The organism is Trueperaceae bacterium (assembly GCA_036381595.1).
Taxonomy (GTDB): Bacteria; Deinococcota; Deinococci; order Deinococcales; family Trueperaceae; genus DASVCN01.
The window spans coordinates 252,247-271,769 of record DASVCN010000023.1; the positions used below are offsets into that span (position 1 = coordinate 252,247).

Annotated in this window: 17 protein-coding genes; 4 read left to right on the forward strand and 13 right to left on the reverse strand. The window is 65.9% G+C overall.

Going from position 1 to position 19,523, the window contains the following annotated elements; all coding sequences use genetic code 11:
• Positions 1-124: 124 nt before the first annotated feature.
• Positions 125-994, reverse strand: coding sequence for a phosphate/phosphite/phosphonate ABC transporter substrate-binding protein (locus VF168_07715; protein HEX7004058.1), 870 nt, complete (start codon positions 992-994; stop codon positions 125-127).
• 180 nt (positions 995-1,174) lie between these two features.
• On the opposite strand from VF168_07715, the gene VF168_07720 reads away from it, so the two are divergent.
• Complete coding sequence (locus VF168_07720; GenBank protein ID HEX7004059.1) at positions 1,175-2,854, forward strand: PHP domain-containing protein; 1,680 nt, start codon at positions 1,175-1,177, stop codon at positions 2,852-2,854.
• Between the two features lie 115 nt (positions 2,855-2,969).
• Positions 2,970-4,052: a TRAP transporter substrate-binding protein DctP gene (dctP, locus tag VF168_07725; protein ID HEX7004060.1), complete on the forward strand. Its 1,083-nt coding sequence runs from the start codon at positions 2,970-2,972 to the stop codon at positions 4,050-4,052.
• 163 nt (positions 4,053-4,215) lie between these two features.
• On the opposite strand, the gene VF168_07730 is transcribed toward dctP, so the two are convergent.
• The 11 genes from VF168_07730 to alaS form a co-directional block, all read right to left on the reverse strand.
• Positions 4,216-5,577, reverse strand: a complete 1,362-nt coding sequence (locus VF168_07730; GenBank protein HEX7004061.1) for a TRAP transporter large permease subunit — start codon at positions 5,575-5,577, stop codon at positions 4,216-4,218.
• Positions 5,578-6,147: a TRAP transporter small permease subunit gene (locus VF168_07735; GenBank protein ID HEX7004062.1), complete on the reverse strand. Its 570-nt coding sequence runs from the start codon at positions 6,145-6,147 to the stop codon at positions 5,578-5,580.
• Positions 6,148-6,269: 122 nt separating this feature from the next.
• Positions 6,270-7,109, reverse strand: coding sequence for a carbohydrate ABC transporter permease (locus VF168_07740; GenBank protein ID HEX7004063.1), 840 nt, complete (start codon positions 7,107-7,109; stop codon positions 6,270-6,272).
• Position 7,110: 1 nt separating this feature from the next.
• Entirely contained in the window at positions 7,111-8,061 is a 951-nt protein-coding gene (locus VF168_07745) for a sugar ABC transporter permease (protein ID HEX7004064.1), read from the reverse strand.
• A 25-nt stretch (positions 8,062-8,086) separates the two neighbouring features.
• On the reverse strand, positions 8,087-9,124 hold the full coding sequence (locus VF168_07750) for an ABC transporter ATP-binding protein (GenBank protein ID HEX7004065.1): 1,038 nt from the start codon (positions 9,122-9,124) through the stop codon (positions 8,087-8,089).
• Positions 9,125-9,223: 99 nt separating this feature from the next.
• A complete protein-coding gene (locus tag VF168_07755) occupies positions 9,224-10,645 on the reverse strand; it encodes an extracellular solute-binding protein (GenBank protein HEX7004066.1) in 1,422 nt (473 codons plus the stop codon).
• A 359-nt stretch (positions 10,646-11,004) separates the two neighbouring features.
• Positions 11,005-11,379 carry a hypothetical protein gene (locus VF168_07760; GenBank protein HEX7004067.1) on the reverse strand — a complete coding sequence of 125 codons (375 nt, stop codon included), beginning with the start codon at positions 11,377-11,379 and terminating at the stop codon, positions 11,005-11,007.
• An 80-nt stretch (positions 11,380-11,459) separates the two neighbouring features.
• Entirely contained in the window at positions 11,460-11,750 is a 291-nt protein-coding gene (locus VF168_07765) for a hypothetical protein (protein ID HEX7004068.1), read from the reverse strand.
• Positions 11,751-11,775: 25 nt separating this feature from the next.
• Positions 11,776-12,984, reverse strand: coding sequence for an endolytic transglycosylase MltG (mltG, locus tag VF168_07770; protein ID HEX7004069.1), 1,209 nt, complete (start codon positions 12,982-12,984; stop codon positions 11,776-11,778).
• Positions 12,977-13,411 carry a Holliday junction resolvase RuvX gene (ruvX, locus tag VF168_07775; protein HEX7004070.1) on the reverse strand — a complete coding sequence of 145 codons (435 nt, stop codon included), beginning with the start codon at positions 13,409-13,411 and terminating at the stop codon, positions 12,977-12,979. Before ruvX ends, mltG begins: the two co-directional genes overlap by 8 nt.
• Positions 13,412-13,462: 51 nt before the next feature.
• Entirely contained in the window at positions 13,463-16,129 is a 2,667-nt protein-coding gene (gene alaS / locus VF168_07780; GenBank protein ID HEX7004071.1) for an alanine--tRNA ligase, read from the reverse strand.
• Between the two features lie 141 nt (positions 16,130-16,270).
• Here alaS and VF168_07785 point away from each other — a divergent pair, with 141 nt between their 5' ends.
• Positions 16,271-17,056 carry an SDR family NAD(P)-dependent oxidoreductase gene (locus VF168_07785; protein HEX7004072.1) on the forward strand — a complete coding sequence of 262 codons (786 nt, stop codon included), beginning with the start codon at positions 16,271-16,273 and terminating at the stop codon, positions 17,054-17,056.
• A 208-nt stretch (positions 17,057-17,264) separates the two neighbouring features.
• Complete coding sequence (locus VF168_07790) at positions 17,265-18,356, forward strand: PAS domain S-box protein (GenBank protein HEX7004073.1); 1,092 nt, start codon at positions 17,265-17,267, stop codon at positions 18,354-18,356.
• 52 nt (positions 18,357-18,408) lie between these two features.
• Here VF168_07790 and VF168_07795 read toward each other — a convergent pair whose 3' ends face one another.
• Positions 18,409-19,455 carry a DNA topoisomerase IB gene (locus tag VF168_07795; GenBank protein ID HEX7004074.1) on the reverse strand — a complete coding sequence of 349 codons (1,047 nt, stop codon included), beginning with the start codon at positions 19,453-19,455 and terminating at the stop codon, positions 18,409-18,411.
• Between the last annotated feature and the right edge of the window lie 68 nt (positions 19,456-19,523).

Below are 19,523 nucleotides of genomic sequence, written 5' to 3' on the forward strand. Positions count from 1 at the left end.
CCCGATCGCAGCGCGACCCAGCGACCGAACGCCAGGTGGAGGCTGCGGTCGGCCGGTGAAGAAGGGCGGGACCCGTGAGGGTCCCGCCGCTACCGTCCTGGGGACGGCTCGAGGATGGAAATGCTCAGTCGCGTTCGAACTCGGATGAGACCTCACGGACTACGTCGTAGACCTCGGGCTCGATGGGTGCGAAGGCGGTGACGTTGAACAGCGCCTGGGTCAGCGCCTTGCCCTCTTCGGTTTCGGCGATGTCGATGAGAGCCTGCTGGATCTGCTCCTTGAGTTCGTCGGGCAGTTCGTTGCGAACGACCACCCCGTCGTTGGGGATGTCCTGCGTGTACCCGAGGACGCAGACCTTCTCCATCACGTCAGGGTAGTCGTCGACGAGCTCCTCGCGCGCGTCGTTGAAGCTCACGGCTACGTCGACGTCACCGAGGTAGACGGCAAGCACAGCGGCATCGTGACTGCCCGCGAAGATCGACTCCATGTCGGTGTTCGGATCGATGCCGTACCGGTTCTTCAGGAAGACGTAGGGGAACTGATAGCCCGAGGCGGAACCGGGGTCGACGAAGGCGATCGTCTTGCCCTCGAGATCCTCGAACGAGTCGATGCCGCTGTCGCACTGGATGTTGAACTGCGACTTGTAGGTGGTGGAACCGAAGCGGACTGAGGCGAGGATCACCTCGGCGCCGTGGCGGTCCATCGCCTGCACGAGCGCGGCCGGGCCGAACAGGCCGATGTCCACCCGTCCGCTGCCCATCGCCTCGACCAGACCTACGTAGTTGGTGGAGATGAAGGTGTCGACGGGGATGAGGAGGCGTTCTTCGAGCATCTGGGCGAGAGGCTCGAGCGAGTCGACGATGACGCCGGCCTCGCGACTGGGGACCATCCCAAGCACCAGTTCGTCGGGGAACTCTTCGTTCTGGGCCGAAGCTACGGCGGGTACCATCAGCAGGGCCGCCAGGATCGCCGACAACAGCAGTTTCAACTTCACGCTTTCCTCCTTATGTCTGCGGGTGCGAATTTTTACCCTGTGGCGAATCTAACATGCTAAGGGGGCTGGTACCGGGCCCCCGGCCTTAACCGTCGGCTAATGGGCCTGGTGAGAAGCGCGCGCCTCGGCAACGGGACCTTCGGAGGTGGCGCGGTCCGAACATTTCGTACACTCGTAGCGGTGGTCACACGCAAAGACATAGCCGCTCAGCTCAACGAGACCGCCAAACTGCTCGAAGTGGTAGGGGAAGACGACCGGCGCGCCCGTTCCCTCTACGTGATGGCCAGGGCGTTCGAGGCGTACCAGGGCGACGTGGGGGAGCTCTACCGCGAGGGGAAGTTCACCTCGCTGCGCGGGGTGGGCGCCAGCACCGAGGCGGAACTCAACGCTCTGTTCGAACAGGGGATCATGCCGAGCCTGGCCCGGCTGCGTGAACAGGTACCCGAAGAGGTAAGGGAGTTGTTCGCGGTTTCCGGTTTGGGGGCGAAGCGGATCGGCCTCCTCTGGCGCAGTCGGATCACCGGGTTGGAAGAGCTGCTGAGGGCGGCCGAAGATGGCCGTCTCGCGGCACTGCCCGGACTGGGCGCCAAGAGCGCCGCCAAGATCGCCGACAGCGCTCGCTTCGCTCTGCGTGCACGGGAACGCATGCGGCTGGACGAGGCGCACCGCCTCGCGGAGGCGATCGTGTCCGCTCTGCAGGCGGAGCTCGACTCCCTGGAACGGATCGAGGTAGCGGGCGAGTTCCGCCGCGGTCTCGAGACCGTCGGCGAACTGGAACTCGTGATCGCCGGTCCCGAGCCAGCCGAGCTGGCCCGGATCTGCGGCCGGTTGCTCGACGAGGTCGACGAAGCCTCACCCTACTCGGGCCGACTGATGGGCAGGCGCATCAGCTTCACTCCAGCCGCAACCGAGTCGTTCGGCGCGATGCTGGCCCTGCGGACCGGCAGCAGCGAGTTCGTGGAGACGCTGCTGGTCAGGGCGGAGCAGAAGGGATTCTCGGCGAGCGACCTCGAGACGATCGAAGCGCCGGACGAGGAGGCGTTCCTCGAGTCGTTGGGATTGGGAGGCATCGCCCCGGAGCTGCGCGAGAGCGTCTCCCCCACGCCGGTGGCAGACCTCGTCGAGCTCAGCGGTATCCGCGGTGCGATCCACAACCACTCGACCTGGTCCGATGGCGCCCTGTCGCTGAGGGAGATGGTGAAGACGGCGAGGGGTCTGGGCTTCTCCTACCTGGCGATGGCCGATCACTCCCGCAGCTCGACTGTAGCCAACGGCCTCAGCCCCGAACGCGTGCTCGCCCAGGCGCGAGAGGTCGAGGAGATCCGCCGGGAACTCGAGTCAGAGGGCGACGCTTTCGAGCTCCTTCACGGCATCGAAGTCGACATACTTCCCGACGGCACTCTCGACCTGCCGGATGAGCTCCTGGCCCGGCTCGACTACACGGTGGCCAGCGTTCATCAGAACTTCGGGCTCTCCGAAGCGGAGCAGACAGCGCGGGTGGTGCGGGCGGTTCGCAATCCGTACGTGCACATACTCGCTCACCCCACCGGCAGGCTGCTACTGCGCCGGCCGGGATACGAGATCGACCTCGAGGCCGTGATCGAGGCTTGCGCCGCGAGCGGCACGGTGATCGAGATCAACGCCAACCCCCGCCGGCTCGACCTCGATTGGCGCTGGGTGAGCCGGGCGCGGGAGCTGGGCTGCAAATTCTCCATCGATCCCGACGCCCATAGCGCCGACGGCTACGACGACATCCGTTACGGGGTGACCGTGGCGCGCAAGGCGGGGCTTACCGGAGCCGAGGTGATCAACACCGCCCCTACAGGCCGGGAGTTCCTATCGAGGCTGCCGAGGAGCTGAGAGCCGCTCCGGTCGATAGGAATGCAGGCCGCTGTATATAATCGGGGCGGTTTCGACCAAAATCGTGCCGGCGTCCCGCCGGGTGGCCGCGACACGTAGCCATAGGAGGTTCTGAATGAAGCGCCGTGATTTTCTCAAGAAGGCGGGCGTTATTGGCGCCAGCGCCACGCTCTCCCCGCTGATGTTCGCCAACGCGCAGAGGAGCACCTTCCGATGGGGCATGGTCACCTCCTGGCCCACAGGTCTCGACGCCCTCTTCGGCGCCGCGCAGGACACCGCCACCGTCCTCAGCGAGCTCACCGACGGGGACGTGCAGGTCGAGGTCCACCCGGCGGGCGCCCAGGTGGGCGCCTTCGAGGTCTACGACGCCGCCGCCAGCGGCGCATTCGAGATGGCTCACTCGGCTCCCTACTACTTCATCGGCAAGAACCCCACCCACGGTTTCTTCACCGCCGTGCCGTTCGGCATGACGGCCGAACAGTACGACTCCTGGATGTTCGAAGGGGAGGGCCAGTCGCTCCTCGACGAACTCACCCGTCCCGATGGTGTCGCCGCCTTCGTCGCCGGCAACACCGGCCCGCAAACGAGCGGCTGGTTCAACCGCGAGATCAACAGCCCTGAGGACCTGCAGGGCCTCACCATCCGCTTCCCCGGCTTCGGCGGTCAGGTGCTGAGCGCGGTAGGGGCGAACGTCCAGAACCTGCCCGGCGGGGAGATCTTCCTGGCGCTCGAAACCGGCGTGGTGGATGCCGCCGACTGGGTGGGTCCATACGACGACGAGATCCTGCAACTCAACCAGGTGGCGCGCTACTACTACTTCCCCAGCTGGGCGGAACCGGGCGCCGCTCTGGCCGTCTACACCAACCTCGACCTCTTCGAGAGCCTGCCCGAGGACATCCAGAATGCGATCCAGGCTGCCGGGCACGTCGCGAACGAGCGGATGCTCGCCAAGTACGCAGCCCGCAACGGTGCTGCCCTCGATCGTCTCATCGAAGGAGGAACCGAGATCAAGTTCCTCTCCGAGTCGATCCTCCAGACGCTCGAGCAGGCCACCAACCAGATCCACGAGCAGAACGCGAGCGGCAACGATCTCTACCAGCGGACGCTCGACAACTACAACGCCTTCCTCGAGACCTTGCGGGGCTGGGATCGGGTCAGCACCCACGCTTACAACCAGTACGTCTTCCGGAACGAGTAGTCGTCCGGCCCGCTGAGGGCGCGAAGCGACTGGAGTGGAGCCGCCCGAAGGCGGCTCCACTTCTTCGTTCTCGGCCTGCTGGACGGTGCGGCTGATGGTGTCGGACGGCGACCGTCAGAGCGGGACCGGGCGCGCCGTGGCGGCTCGGCGGCGCGACCAGCGCCTAATCGGCGAAGGAGATGGAGGGTAGCCAGTTGACCAGCGCAGGGAACAGGATGATCACCACCAGGATGAGCAACTGCATGGCGATGAACGGGATTATCCCGCGGTAGATGTCGAGCGTCCTAACCTGCGGCGGCGCCACACCCTTGAGGTAGAACAGCGCGAAGCCGAACGGCGGAGTGAGGAACGACGACTGCAGGTTCATGGCGATGACCACGCCGAACCAGACCATCATCCCGGGGCCGAAGAAATGCTCGGCGATGGGGGCGATGAGCGGCACCACGATGAAGGTGATCTCGATGAAGTCGATGAAGAAGCCGAGGATGAAGATCACCAGCATGGTGAAGAACATGAAGCCCCACTGCCCGCCCGGGAGGTTGACGAGGAACTCCTCTACCAGTCGGTCGCCGTGGAGGGCGGTGAAGACCATCGAGAAGGCGGTGGCGCCGACCAGGATGATGAAGACCATCGAGGTGAGCTTGACCGTCTGATCCATGGTGTCGGTGAGGTTCGAGAGGGTGAGCCGCCGATTGATGATGGCGAGCAGCATGGCGCCCACCGCGCCCATCGCTCCCGCTTCGGTTGGGGTGGCGATGCCGGTGAAGATGGTCCCAAGGACCACGAGTATCAGGAAGAGCGGCGGGATGAGGCTTACGAGCACCCGGACGGTCAGCGCCCGGCCGCTCAGGTTGCGGGCCTCGGCCGGCAGTGCGGGGGCGATGTTCGGCCGCGCCCAGGCGGCGATGGCGACGAACACGACGAAGGAGCCGGCGAGCACGAAGCCGGGGATGAGCGCTCCCAGGAAGAGTTCGCCCACCGAGGCGCCGATCTGGTCGCCCAGGATCACGAGCACGATGCTGGGCGGGATTATCTGACCGAGAGTCCCCGATGAAGCGACCACGCCCGAGGCGAGCCCTTTGTCGTAGTCGTACTTGAGCATTATCGGCAGGGCGAGCACGCCCATGGTGACTACCGAGGCCCCCACGACACCGGTTGACGCCGCCAGCAGGGCCCCCACCACCACCACCGAGATCGCCAGGCCGCCACGTAGCCGGCCGAAGAGGATGCCCATCGTTTCGAGCAACCCCTCCGCCAGGCCCGACTTCTCGAGCATCACCCCCATGAACACGAAGAACGGCACCGCCACCAGGGTGTAGTTGTCCATGATCGTGCCGTAGATCCGTTGCGGCAGGATGTTGAGGCGGGCGGCCCGGAATAGCGGGTCCCAGGGCAGGAACGGGAGTATGTCGCTGCCGATGAGGGAGAAGAGGACGGCGGTGCCGCCGAGGGTGAAGGCAACCGGGTAGCCGAGGAGCAGCAGCGCGACGGCTGCCAGGAACATCCAGAGGGCGAGGAACTCCACTCAGATCGCTTCCGTCTGCGTGGTGACGCGCTCGTGGATGCTGCCCGTGCCGGCGTAGCCGGAGAGGAACGCCACGTTCTTGATCAGTTCGCTGAGCCCCTGGACGATGAGCAGGCCGAAGGCGACGATTATCAGAGTCTTCGCCGGGTAGACGGGGACCCCTCCGGCGCTCAGGTTGACCTCCATCTGACGCCAGGCGGTGGAGACGTAGCGTTGCGAGAAGTAGAGCCCCAGATAGCAGAAGGGGAAGAGGAAGAGCAGCAGCCCGATGACGTCGACTATCGCCTTGGCGCGTGCGGAGAGGGAGGCGAAGACGATGTCGACGCGGACGTGGGCATCGAGGCGCAGCACGTAGGCGGCCGCCATCAGGAAAACGAAGTCGTAGGCGTAGACCTGCCACACGATGTACTGAGTGCCGCCCAGCGAGATTCCCAGGCTGCGACCTACGTAGCGGGTCACGACATTGAGCAGGCCGATGAGGATCATCAACAGGGTCATCCACCATGCGACCCGGCCTATCGTGGTGGTGACTGCGTCGATCCCCCGCGAGACCGCCAGCAAGAACTTCAAGGAACCCTCTCCTTCCGGGTCATCTCGGATTGTGTGCTGCCCAGGGCATGGTAGCCCCTCCCCGAAATAGCGTCAACGCGACCCCGAGGGGCCGCGTCGACGCGCGGAGCTGGCGGCCGGCTTCAGTCGCCGGCTACGGCGGTGAGGCCGGCGACGAACTGATCTATGAAGAAGGTATAGAGGATCGCGACCGGGATGCTCGCTATGAGCGCGCCACCGAGCAGCGGCCCCCAGCGGAATACGTCACCTCGCACCATCTCGGTCACCACGCCGATGCTGATCGTCTTCTGCGCCGAGTCCTGCACGAAGGTGAGCGCGTAGACGAACTCGCTGGTGGAGAGAGTGAACGCGAACACCACGACCGTGAGGATCCCCGGCACCGCCAACGGCAGCACCGCCTTGCGGAAGGCGCCCCAGCGGTTGTAGCCGTCGACCATCGCCTGCTCCTCGATGTCGCGTGGGATCCCCTTGAAGAAGCCCATGAGCAGCCAGGTGCAGAACGGCACGGTGAAGGTGGGGTAGGCGACCACCAGCGACCAGAGCGAGTTCTGCAGCCCCAGCGCCGCGATCACCTTAACGAACGGCAGGAAGAGGAGAGTAGGCGGCACCAGGTAGGTGAGGAAGATGCCGATGCCCACCACCTCCCCCCAGCCGCCTGCGAGCCTGGCGAGGCTGTAGGCCGCCGGGATGGTCAGGGCCAGGGTGATCAGTACCACCAGCACCCCGACGATGAGGGAGTTGAGCATCCAGCGCAGGAAGAGCGTGTCGGTGAAGAGCAGGTTCATGTGCTCGAAGGTGGGGGGTTGGCTGAACCAGAACGGGTTCGTGTTGGGGTTGAACAGCTCGTTGTTGCTCTTGAACGCCGTTATCAACATCACGTAGAAGGGCAGCGCCGCGAACAGGGTGAACAGTGTGATGGCGAGGTAGAAGGCTCCCCGGGCGCCCATTTTGCTCAGCGTCACCTCAGGCCACCTCGCTTCGTCTGATCATGGCCAGCAGCAGCGCCGATACCCCGGCGAGCACCGGGAAGAGGAACAGGGCGATGGCAGCGCCGCGACCCAGGTTGCCCCCGGCGATGCCGGTGAAGAAGGCGAGGCTCGAGAGCACCTGAGTGCTGTTGGCTGGACCGCCCCTGGTGAGGATATAGATCACGATCATGTCGGAGAAGGTGAAGACGAAGGCGAACAGGATAGCTACCAGCAGGATCGGTGAGAGCAGCGGCAGGGTGATCTGGAAGAGCCGCCGGAAGTAGCCGGCCCGGTCCACCCGAGCCTGCTCGAACAGCTCCGGAGGGATCGAGTTGAGTCCGGCGAGGACTATCACCGTCGCCAGCGGCAGCATGCGCCAGACGTTGACCAGGATCACCGATACGAAAGCCAGGGTCGGGTGACCGAGCCAGTAGAGGTTCGGCAGAACACCGAGTGGCGCGCCCGGCTGGCCCAGCAACCCAAGCTGACGCAACAGCCAGTCGATGGGGCTGAAGACCGAGTCGAACATCCACAGCCAACCGATCACGGCGAGAGCCGCCGGCGCCGTCCAGGGCAGCAGGATCAGGAAGCGCACCAGCCACTTGCCTCGGAACGGGCGTATCAGCAGCTCGGCCTGGATCGTGGCGAGGATCAGCATGATGACCAGCGAGCCGAAGGTGAAGAGGAAGGTGTTGCCCAGTGCCCCCCTGAAGGTGGGGTCGCCGATGAGGTTGCGGAAGTGGTCGAAGCCCACCAGGGTGACCTGGCTGCCGCCGGTCGTCACGTTGCTCAGGCTGTAGTAGACCGCCAACCCGAGCGGGAAGCCGATGAGAAGGACGATGAACAGGATCGCCGGCGCCAGCATCCAGACGGCGAGCGACGCCTGGCTGGGGCCCGTCTGGGGGCGGAACCGAACCGAGTTGGGCTCACTCACTTCGGTCGTCATGATGCGGCTGCTTCCAGTCCCGCCTTCATACGACGTCGATCCGCCGGCCGCTTCTCGGGTCGAACCGCTTGACGTACTCGGCGGCGACGAAGAACTCGTGCTCGCTGTCGGGCGTGAGCGAGCCCGCGAGCGTCGCCGGCAACTTCGAGATGATCTCGCGGCCGTTTCTGGTCTGTTGGGGCAAGTTGCGCAGCGTGCCGTAGAAGAGGGCGTCGGAGCCGAGATCCTCCTCCCCGTAGATGTAGAAGGTGAACCTCTCGACGTTTCCGGTGGCAGGGAAGTGTTCCGCCGGCAGGAAGTTCTCCGGGTGGAAGCCCAAGACCTCGTTGCCCCGTTCGACGAGGTTCATCGCCGGGGCGCCCATGAACTCGGCGACGAAGGTGTTCGCCGGCTCGCGGTAGATGTCGCTGGGTGTGCCGATCTGCTCGATCTTGCCGTGGTTCATCACAGCGACCCGCTCGCCCAACCCCATCGCCTCTACCTGATCATGCGTGACGTAGATGGTGGTGACGCCGGTCTGCCCGTGGAGCTTCTTAAGCTCGTGCCTGGCGAGATGCCGAAGTTTGGCGTCGAGGTTGGACAAGGGTTCGTCGAGGAGGAACAGGTTCGGCTCGCGTACCATCGCCCGGGCAAGCGCCACTCGCTGCTTCTCGCCGCCCGAAAGCGCCCGCGGCTTCCTGTCGAGGAGGTGGCCGATGCCGAAGAGGTTCGCCGCCCACTCGACCCGTTCACGGATCTGCGCGCTTCCCATACCCACCGCTTCGAGGGGGAAGGAGATGTTCCGGAAGGCGCTCTTGTGGGGGTAGAGTGCGTAGCTCTGGAAGACCATCGCCACGTTGCGGGCGTTCGGGCCCAGATGGTTGACCGGCTCGCCGCCGATCAGCACCTCGCCCTCGGTGGGCCGTTCGAGCCCGGCGATGGTGCGCATGAGTGTCGTCTTGCCCGACCCGGATGCGCCCAACAGGACCAGGAACTCGCCATCGGCGACCTTCAGGTCGACGCCGTCGACCGCCTTCACTCCCCCGAAGTGGGTACTGAGGTTCCGGACTTCTAGGACAGCCAATTCAAACCTCCGCCCCGGCCCGCCCGAGCTGCCCGAAGCGCAACGCGTGGATCGATCGGAAGCGCGGGCAGTAGATAACCGCCCGCGCCCCGGATCGGGTCAGAGGAGTCCCCGGTCGCGCCACGCCTGGAACACCTGTCGCGCCTCCTCGGCGGCACGCTTCACCGAGTCCTCGGGAGTCTGCTCGCCGCGAACCGCGCGCGCCATCATGTTGGGGATGACGAAGGTGTTGAAGACCTCGGCCACCGCCGGGTTGGTAACGCCCGGATGACCCACGTTGGTGGTCCAGTCAACCGCGTCACGCAGTGGGAGTAGCTTGCCGTCCTCCTCGTCGGGCAGCTTGAACGGGTCGTTCTCGAACCAGGCGTTGTGCAGGTCGCGTACCGTCTCGGCACCCTCCACCGCCTCGTAGCCGCGGTCTCCCTCGGGTATCGGCGTCGAGAAGAACGAAGGCGACATGTACAGCTCGCTGTTGTACATGACCTGATCCTCGTTGGCCGCCAGGTCGAGGATGAACTGCTTGGCTGTGTCGATATTGGGCGAGTGCTGGGGGATCGTGTAGTTGTAGATCACGTGAGCGTTGTTGAGCGAGGTGCCGCCGGGACCCTGCAGAGCGGGGGTGAAGAAGATGTCGCGGGCGATGTCCGGCCGGTCCTTCTGAGCCGAACGGTAGGCCGAGATCGAGTTGATGATGAACGACGAACGTCCGGCGATGAGGGTCTGGTTGTTCGAGGCGGCGTTCCAGGCGAACACCTCGGGCGTCATCGCCGCTTCGTACAGCTCGCGCATGAAGTTGACCGCGTCGACCGCCCGTTCGAACGTCTCGCCCTGGTCGAGGATGACCATGCCCTCCTCATCCTGAAGGGACGAGTCGAACGAGTAGAGCAGGGAGCGGTGAGCCATGTTGGAGTCGATCTCCTGGGCCAGGCCGATGCCCATCGGCACACCCTGTTCGTTGCGGATCTGCCCGCCGTACTCCACAAGGTCCTGCCAGGTACTCGGCCCATCGGCCTTGCCGGCTGCCTCCCAGAGGCTCTTCCGGTAGTCGCCCGGGTCGATGGTCCAGCTGTGCATGAAGCCGTAGTACTTCTCGGTAGCCGGGTTGTACGAGTAGCTCCGAGCCACTTCCAGCTGATCGCCGAAGTTCGACTGGGCCTCCTGGTTGATGTCGCTCAGGTCGACCAGGCTCGGCTCGAACTGACCGGCTTCGGCGCCAACGAACTCGATGAGGTCGTGGCCCGATCCGGCCGATATCTCTGCCGCCACGGTCGCCGTCAGGTCGGCCAGGTTCACGTGGTCGACTACGACCTCGACGCCGTTCGCGTCACCCCACTGCATCGCGTACTGATCGAACCAGGTGTCGTATGCCGGAACGAAGTGACTCCACTGCAGGATCCGGAGCGTACCCCCCTGGGCACGGACCCTGTTGAGATAGGGCGCCGCCCCGGCTGCCAGTGCCGCAGCTCCGGTCAGCTTGAGGAACTTCCTGCGAGAGATCCGACTGTTCACCAACTTGTTCATGGCCGCTCTCCTCTCAGGCCGTGGACGCAAGGCGCCCACCCAGTACTTGATCGCGCCGACTCGCCTAGTCGTTCTCGGGCGGCCAGTCGATGACGCGCGAAGGTGCCGCGCCGCCGGTTTTCACCGACCGGCGCACCATCCCAGGGGATCATGCCGAGGTGCGCTCCCCGTGCGCCTCTGGGCGTCGAAAGCGAATCAAGGGTTGCCGGCGGCGCCGTCGCTGCCTTCGGCAGCGCTATACGCCACGAGCGGGGAGCCGGCCTAGACAGAAGTCCACCCCCTCCAGCACGCAAGATGTCGAACCAACGGCAGTATAGGGGAGAGGTCAGGTGGTTCTCAACTTTGTACCGGCGGCGGCCTCAGGGCAACAGGTAGGTCCAGCCGGTTGTGCCGAACTTCTCCTCGACCAGCCGTTCGGCAGCCAGACGCTCGTGCTCCTCGAGATCACCGCGTTCCAGTCCGTAACAGTCGGCGAAGGTATCGATGAAGCGGTCGATTATGGCCTGGCGCGGTAGTGCCGTCTGCTGACGCAGAGGCGTAACGCGCTTGGCGGCGCTCGCCGTACCCTTGTCGGAGAGCTTCTCCTTGCCGATTCGCAGCACCTCGAGCATCTTGCGGGTGTCGATGTCGTAAGACATGGTCACGTGGTGGAGCACCGCGCCTCCCCGCCGGGTCTGCGCTGCGCCGCCGATCTTCCCGTAGGCAGAGCTTATGTCGTTTGTCGGCTTGTACACGGCGTCCACTCCCAGCGACCGGAGGGCTTCGATCACCCACTCGTCGAGGAAGACGTACGACTCGACGAACGAGAGCCCGTCTACCAGCTCCAGAGGCGCGTAGAGCGAGTAGGCGCTCCGGGGGGCAGGTTCTCGACTATCCGGGCCGTCAGGATCTCGGGTTCGGAGTCGGCAGGAGCGCCCTCGACAGCGCCGGTGATCGAAGCCAGCGCCTCGGGTGGTTCGAGGAAGAAGTCTCCCGACAGCATCACGTTGACGAACCTGCCGTCAGAGACCTCGAGGTCGATGACCACCAGCTTGCCGCCGGGAACCTTGTACTCGCCGTGATGGGGTCCGTGATGGGCTCCGTGGCGGGGTCCGGAGTCGGTCATCTCGGTGCTCACCTCCCGGCTGTCGTCAGCGCAGGTACTGCGCCACGTCCTCGTTGTGGCTCTCGAGATCGATGTTCGGCCTGAAGACGATCTCACCCTCGTGGAAACCGTGGATGAAATAGAGGTAATCCTCGCCCTGGGCGTTGGTGCGGACCGGGGAGAGCACCGCTTGCAGTGCAGCGTGACCCGGACTGCTTATCGGCCCCTGCGGGAGGCCCGGTCTGGTGTACGTGTTCCACGGGTGGTCGCTCTCCATGTCGCCGGCGAGGGGGTCGAGTTCCTGCAGGCTCTTTCCCAGGCCATAGGCGACGGTCGGGTCGGACTGGAGGGCCATGCCCTGATCCAGCCTGTTGCGGAAGACGCCGGCGATCACCGGCATCTCCTCGGTGCTGCCCGCCTCCGCCTGGACGATCGAGGCGAGCGTCACCCACTCGTGCACGCTCATGTCGAGTCGCTCGAGCTCCTGCCTCACAGCTTCGGTGAGTTCGCGTTCGAACCGTTCGATCATCCGCTCGAGAGTGAGAGCAGGCGGCTCGGAGTATGGGATCTCGTATGAGGCGGGGAAGAGGTAACCTTCCAGGCTCGCTCCCTCCGGAACGTAATCGGGTCGCAGTTCGCCCGGGTTGTCGATGAGCCGCCTGTACTCCTCGGCGTCGTGCAGCCCGGCTTCCTCGAGGCGCTCGGCCAGTTCGCCGGCGCGGATCCCTTCGGGCAGGAGCACCCGGGCGACGCGCGGTCGGCCGCCTTCGACCAGGGTCTGGGCGAGTTCAGGGGCCGAGGCGGCGCGGTCGAGATCGTAGAGTCCCTCGCCTATCGAGCGGTCGAGCCCCCGCATCCGCAGGTAGAGGCTGAACAGAGTGGCGTTGCGGATCAGCTCCTCCTCCGCGAGTTCGTCGGCCACGCGGCTCGCCCCCCAGCCTGGCAGCACTTCGAATTCCACTAGTTGGGGGGTATCGCTCACCGGCATGAGCCCCCAAACGACGAGCCCGCCCAGGGCGACGACTGCCAGCAGCAGGGTGACGATCACGCCCCGGAAGAACGATCTGCCCCGACGGGAACCCGGTCGTCCGGCAGGTGAGCCGCCATGCGATGCGACCGCATCGTCCCGGCTGTCGCGCTTCGAGCGAGCCTCTCGCCCGTCGGCCGGTCCGTCGCCGCTGCCGCGCCCGCTGGTGCCGACGGCGCTGAGTCCGGCGCCGGCCTCTTGGTGCGGCCGATCGCGTTCCTCACTCACCGACGTCCACCCCCTGCCTCAGCAGATAGGTCTCGAGAATCAGCACGGCCGAGGCCTCGTCTACCCGCCCCTTCTCCTGGCGGCGTCGCTTCTTCTGGCCGCTGCCCAGCAACTGGTGTGTCGCCAGTCGAGTGGTGAACCGTTCATCCTCCACCTCGACAGTCAATCCTGCGTCCCTGAGCAGCGCGATGAACTCCCGCACCTTGCGGGTCTGGTCGGAGTCGCTCCCGTCGGTGCGGCGCGGAAGGCCGACCACCAGCAGAGAGGCTCCCTCGGCTGCCGCCGCCTCCCTGACCGCTGCGACGTCGGCGGCATCGCCCCGGCGGCTGATGAAGCCACGGCCGAACGCGAAGCGGCTGCCCAGATCGCCGCGGGCGAGCCCTATCCTCGCCTCGCCCACGTCGAGGGCCAGGATCGTGCCGTCCATCAGCTGATAGTGGGGGCGAGCTGTTGCTGCCCTGCCGGAGGTTTCACCCAGCTACCCGGATACGGCCGCAGACAGCACGTCCGGCAGCGCTCCCAACGCCTCGGGCAGTCGGGTGGGGTCCTTGAGGCCGGCCTGCGCCATGTCGGCCTTACCGCCGCCGTTGCCACCCGCCCTGCGAGCCAGTTCACGCACCAGGGTGCCGGCATGGGCGCCGCGCTCCCGTGCCTGCTCGGCAACCTTCACCACCAGCAGGCCCTCGCTCCCCACCGCTACCAGGTCGGCGCCCGACTGCTGCAGCAGGTTGTCGGCGGCGTTCCGCAGCGAGGCGGCGTCGAGCCCGGCGAGGGAGGTGGCCAGGTAACGGAAGCCGCCCGCCTCCTCGACCTCGCGAGTCGCCCCGCCTCCTGCCTGCGCGGCGGCCAGCTTGTCCCGCAGGCTCGCGTTCTCGCGCTGCGCCGACTTCAGGTCGGCCTGCAACCGGATTACTCGGTTGGTCAGCTCGGTTGCGGAGGTACCGAGCTCGCTGGCCAGGTCGGTAAGCGTTCCCCGTAGCTCCTGCAGGTGGTCCAGGGCCGCCATCCCGACTCTCGCCTCGACCCGCCGGACGCCGGCCGAGACCGCCTCCTCGGCGACTATCACGAGCGATCCGATCTCACCGGTGCGGCTCACGTGGGTGCCGCCGCAAAGCTCGATCGACACCTCCTGGCCAACGTTCCCCCCGATCGACACCATCCGCACCTGCGAACCGTACTTCTCTCCGAAGAGCATCATCGCGCCGCGCTTACGTGCCTCCTCGATCGGCACGGTTCGCCAGTCGACCGGGAAGTCGGCCTGGATCCAGCGGTTCACCATCGTCTCGATAAGCTCGATCTCCTCGTGGCGGAGCGCCGCCGGATGGGAGAAGTCGAAGCGCAACCTGTCGGGCGCCACCAGCGATCCGGCCTGCGCCACATGCTTGCCCAGGATCGACCGGAGGGCCGCGTGCAGGAGGTGGGTTGCGGTGTGGTGCTTCTGCGTCTCGCCGCGCGCGGGGTCGACCAGCGCCCGGACCTCCTGACCGGTCTCCAGGCGGCCGCGGACCACCTTGGCTCGGTGCAGCAACAACCCCTGGCGCGAGCGCCTGGTGTCGCTGACCAGGGCGGCGCCGCCATCCCACTCGAGCTTGCCGACGTCGCCGATCTGGCCACCGCCCTCCGGGTAGAAGGGACTTCGGTCGAGGAGTACGTCCACGTCGCTGCCTTCGGTCGCCGCCGATTCGAGCCGCTCCCCCGTGATGAGGGCGACGACCTTCGCCTGGGCGGCCAAGCTCTCGTAGCCGAGGAAGTGCGTCTCCCCCCGCTCCGACGCGACCCGCTCGAGCGTCTCCTGGCTCGCCCCGAACATCGCTTGCGACTCCTGGCCGGCACGCGACAGCTCGCGGGCCTTCTGCCGCGCGGACTCGTAGCCCGCGGCATCGACCCGCAGCCCCCGCTCTTCGGCCATGTCTCGGGTCAGGTCGAGCGGGAAGCCGTACGTCTGCCACAGGTCGAAGGCCACCTCGCCGGGGAGGATGTCATCGTCGAGTTCGTCGAGCAGAGTCTTCACCCGTTGCGTGCCGCTCTCTAGGGTGCGGAGGAACTGCTCCTCCTCTGCCCTCACCGTGGTCCTGATCCGCTCGCGGGCCTCGCGCAGCTCCGGGTAGGCGTCGCCCATCGCCTCCACGACCTCGCCGGTCAGTTCATGCAGCACCGGTTCCTCGATGCCCAAGAGGAACGCCTGCCGGGAGGCACGGCGGATGAGCATCTTGATGACGTAACCGGGACCGTCGTTGGCGGGCATTATCCCGTCGGCTATGGCGAACGAGACCGCCCGTACATGGTCGGCGATTATCCGGTGCGGTACGCTCTCGAGGTCGCGGTAGGGGACCCCGCTCAACTCGACCAGTCGGCGGATGGTAGGCTGGAAGAGTTCGGTGGCGTAGGCGTCCCGGGCTCCCGTCACGACCGTAGTGATCCGCTCGAGGCCCATGCCGGTGTCTATATTCTGTTGCGGCAGCGGGCTCAGCAGGCCGTCCTGAAGGTTGAACTGGGTGAACACGAGGTTCCAGATCTCCACGTAACGGTCGCCGCTTCCGGTGTTGGGGCCGGTTTCGTCGGCGCTGCCGTATTCGGGACCGCGGTCGTAGAAGATCTCGGAGCAGGGTCCGCACGGTCCGCTCCGCTCGTCCTTGATGGCGTTCGCCGGCCAGAAGTTCTCGGCCTCCCCCCAGCGGGAGATGCGCTCCTTCGGCAGGCCGACCTCGTTGGCCCAGATGCCGTACGCCTCGTCGTCGTCAGTGAAGACGGTGGCGTAGAGGCGTTCGGGCTCGAGGCCTAGCCACTCCTTGCTGGTCAGGAACTCCCAGGCCCAGAGGATAGCTTCCCTCTTGAAGTAGTCACCGAAGGAGAAGTTGCCGAGCATCTCGAAGAAGGTGTGGTGGCGTCTCGTTCGGCCGACGTTCTCGATATCGCTGTCCTTGCCGCCCGCGCGCATGCACTTCTGACTCGTCGCCACCCGGTGCCACACGCCGTAGCCCGGGAAGCGCGGGGTCGCGCCCTGGAAGTACGGCTTGAACTGCTGCATGCCGGCCACGTTGAAGAGCAGGCCCGGATCGTCGCTCCGAAGCGGAGCGCTCGGGTGGATCAGATGCTCTTTCTTCTCGAAGAACTCGAGGAACTTGCGCCTCGCATCAAAGCTCATGGGGAACGCCTCCTGCTGCCCGAAGGGCGATTATAACGAAGAGGCCGACCAGTTCCTCGTTCCCGGCCCACCCAGTGAGGACTCCGGTCGATCTTGTTCGCCCTCGCAATGCTCCCGGGCAGGCCCACCTAGAGTGGTCACGTGAACTCCTTCGATCGGATGGCCGCGCTAGTCACCGGCGCCGGCTCGGGCATAGGTGCGGCAGCGGCCCGCGAGCTGGCCCGCAGAGGCGCCGCCGTGGGCCTGCTCTCCCGCACACGCTCGCAGCTGGAGGCCGTGGCGGGGGAGATCGAGAGCGCCGGTGGCCGGGCCCTGGTGCTGGCGGCCGATGTCAGCGAAGAGCGGGGTCTGGCGGAAGCGATCGAGAGTCTGGTGGCCCGTTTCGGCCGGCTCGACATCGTCGTAGCCAACGCCGGCATCAACGGGACCTGGGCTCCGATCGAGAAGCTGGGCTTCGATGAGTTCCGCAAGACGGTCGAAGTCAACCTGTTCGGGACTTTCGCTACCATCAAGCTGTCCGTGCCTTTCCTCAAGAGGCAGGGCGGCGCGATAGTCGTGACCTCCTCGGTGAACGGCACCCGGATGTACAGCAACTCGGGGGCAACGGCCTACTCGGCGACGAAGGCGGCCCAGGTCGCGATGGCCAGGATGCTCGCCCTCGAACTGGCCCAGGACAGGATCCGCGTCAACTCGGTCTGCCCTGGCGCCATCACCACTCAGATCGACGAGAACACCCGCAGCGAGGACGTCGACGAGGCCCGTGAACCGGTGGTGTATCCCGAGGGGGAGATCCCCCTGACCGACGGACGCCCCGGTTCCGCTGAGCAGGTCGCTCAACTGATAGCCTTCCTCGCGTCAGATGCCGCTTCGCACATCACCGGAAGCGAGGTCTTCATAGACGGGGGTCAGTCGCTACTGCAGGGCTGAAGCGAGCACGCGCCAGACGGCGCGTTCACGGCCGCTCCGGCAGCCTCGCCTAGTGACATCTGCCACCCTGCTTGGGAATCAGATGCTCCTATTGACCCCGAGGGCGGCGTGATAGTTTCGCGTTTACCGCCAGGGGGCGTGATCATCGGGAGTTGGGGAGTCTTGCTCGTCGGCTCTTTTCGCTGTGCCACCCCTGCGGAGGAGAAGCATGTTCCGTCAAAACGAGCAGTATCCGTTCGGAGGATTCCGCGAGATCCTCGACCGGCTGCCGCAAGCAATCGTCATCTTCGATGCCGAAGGAAGCGTTACCTACGCCAACCGCTCCGCCACCGCCCTCGTGGCCCGCAGTGGCGGCAGTGAGCCGATCGGGTGTCTGGAGGGATTGTTCCGGCGGATCGGACCGCTGGTGCGCCTCGACGGGAGCACCCCCGAAAGCGGCGACCATCCGGCCCGCAGGCTGGAGCGGAACGAGACTTTCAGCGGGTACCTGCTGCGCTCCGCGGAACGGTGGGAGGATGGCAGGCCGGTGCTCGCGTTCTCGGGCCACCTGGTTCGGGATCTCGCCAGTGGCGCCAACCTGAGGGTGCTCACCATCGAGGACGTGAGCTACCGGCACGAACGGGACAGCCTCTTCCGGACGGCTTTCGAACTCGGTCCCGTGCCGGTCTCGCTGGTCCGTGGCGTGGATCAACGGGTCCTCGACGCCAATGACGCTTTCCTCGAACTCCTCGGCTACCGACGCGACGAAGTGGTGGGACACACCGTCCCCGAGCTCGCGATGGTCCACGAGAACGAGAGCGTTCGCGCGGCCAAGGAGGAGCTCGAGAAGTGCGAAGGGGTCGAGCGGCTCGAACTGGTGGTCCGGGCCAGGAACGGCCGTCGGGTCACCCTACTCTCCTGGCTGCGTTGGGTGGAGGTCGGGGGTGAGGAGTGCCTGCTGGGCGTGTACGTCGACATCACCGAGCAGAAGGCGATGGAGAAGAAGCTGCGCGAGGCGACCCAGATCGTGCTGGAGAGCGCCTCGGTATTCAGTCGTAGCGTGGTCCAGCAGCTCGAGCGTTTGCGCTCGCCCGACCAGGCCGATTCGACCACCGGTGAACTCGACCTGCTCACCAGGCGCGAACGTCAGGTGGTCACCAGGGTGGGCGCCGGGCACAGCAACCTCAAGATCGCTGCCGAGCTGGCCCTCACTCCCCAGACGGTCAGGAACTACGTGACCCGCATCTACCGGAAGATCGGCGTCTCCAACAGAGCCGAAGCCGTGGTGTGGGCCCGCGAGCGGGGACTGGTACAGGGCTGAGCGCCCCGCTTACGAGCCTCAGGCCGCCCCTTCCGGCCCTCTACCACACCAGTCAGGACGCCTGTTTCTCCCTCAGCAACCGCCATACCGCCGCTTCGCTGGAGCGCAAACCGCCTGGCGGCTTCAGGTCGCCGCCATCGTTGCGGCCCCTCAGCCTCTCGCGCAGCTCGCCCTCGAGATAGGTATCGATGACCACGGGGTGAACGTAGCTCTGCCGGCAGACTGCCGGAGTGTTGCCGAGGACCGAGGAAACCGACTTGACGGCCGCCACCACGTTCTTCTTCGCCTGCCGCTCGGTCTCGAACTCGTAGCCGCACAGCTCCTCGGCGCAGAGCACGGTGCCCGCCCAGGTGCGGAAGTCCTTGGCCGTGACCTCCTCCTCACTTACCTGACGGAGGTACTCGTTGACGTGGCCCGACTCGACATCGCGACGGTTCCCGTCTTCGTCTATGTACTTGAAAAGCTCGTAGCCGGGGATCTCGACGCACTGCCGGACGACCTCGGCGATCCGCTCGTCCTCGGTCTCGACGTGCCACTCCTGGCCGCCCTTGCCGCGGAACTCGAAGACCACCGTGTCGTCCTCGAGCTCCACATGCTTCTTGCGTATCGTCGTCAGGCCGAAGGAACCGTTCTCCCGAGCGTAGCTGGAGTTGCCGACTCTGGCGAGGGTGGACTCGAGCAGCTTCACCACCGCCGCGAGCACCTTCTCCCGCGCCATCCCCTCCCGCTGCAGGTCACGGTTGACCCTTCGGCGGATCCTAGGCAGCACCTCGGCGAAGCTGAGCAGCCGGTCGAACTTGTCCTTCTCGCGAAGTTGCTGCCATCGCGGGTGGTAGATGTACTGCTTGCGGCCCTTCTCGTCGCGCCCGGTCGCCTGCAGGTGACCGTTCGGGTCGGGGCAGATCCACACATCCTTGTAAGCGGGCGGGATCGCCAAGGAGTTGAGCCGCTCGATCAGGTCCGGATCCGTGATCCGTTCCCCGTCGGGTCGGTAGTAGCTGAAGCCCTTCCCCCGCCGTCTCCGGCTTATGCCGGGCCCATTGTCGTTGACGTACCGCAGCCCCGCCTCTTCGATCCCCGCCCTGTTGTCGTCGAGCATGGGGTACAGCTTAGTGCCGCCGGCCCCCGGCCGACGCAAGCAGGCCGACACTCGTCGGGCGCTGCCGG

Excerpts from the sequence above, each read along its gene's own strand:
- dctP (HEX7004060.1), top strand. The coding sequence starts at position 2,970 with ATGAAGCGCCGTGATTTTCTCAAGAAGGCGGGCGTTATTGGCGCCAGC.
- VF168_07745 (HEX7004064.1), bottom strand. The coding sequence starts at position 8,061 with ATGACGACCGAAGTGAGTGAGCCCAACTCGGTTCGGTTCCGCCCCCAG.
- VF168_07755 (HEX7004066.1), bottom strand. The coding sequence starts at position 10,645 with ATGAACAAGTTGGTGAACAGTCGGATCTCTCGCAGGAAGTTCCTCAAG.
- VF168_07765 (HEX7004068.1), bottom strand. The coding sequence starts at position 11,750 with ATGACCGACTCCGGACCCCGCCACGGAGCCCATCACGGACCCCATCAC.
- ruvX (HEX7004070.1), bottom strand. The coding sequence starts at position 13,411 with ATGGACGGCACGATCCTGGCCCTCGACGTGGGCGAGGCGAGGATAGGG.
- alaS (HEX7004071.1), bottom strand. The coding sequence starts at position 16,129 with ATGAGCTTTGATGCGAGGCGCAAGTTCCTCGAGTTCTTCGAGAAGAAA.
- VF168_07790 (HEX7004073.1), top strand. The coding sequence starts at position 17,265 with ATGTTCCGTCAAAACGAGCAGTATCCGTTCGGAGGATTCCGCGAGATC.
- VF168_07795 (HEX7004074.1), bottom strand. The coding sequence starts at position 19,455 with ATGCTCGACGACAACAGGGCGGGGATCGAAGAGGCGGGGCTGCGGTAC.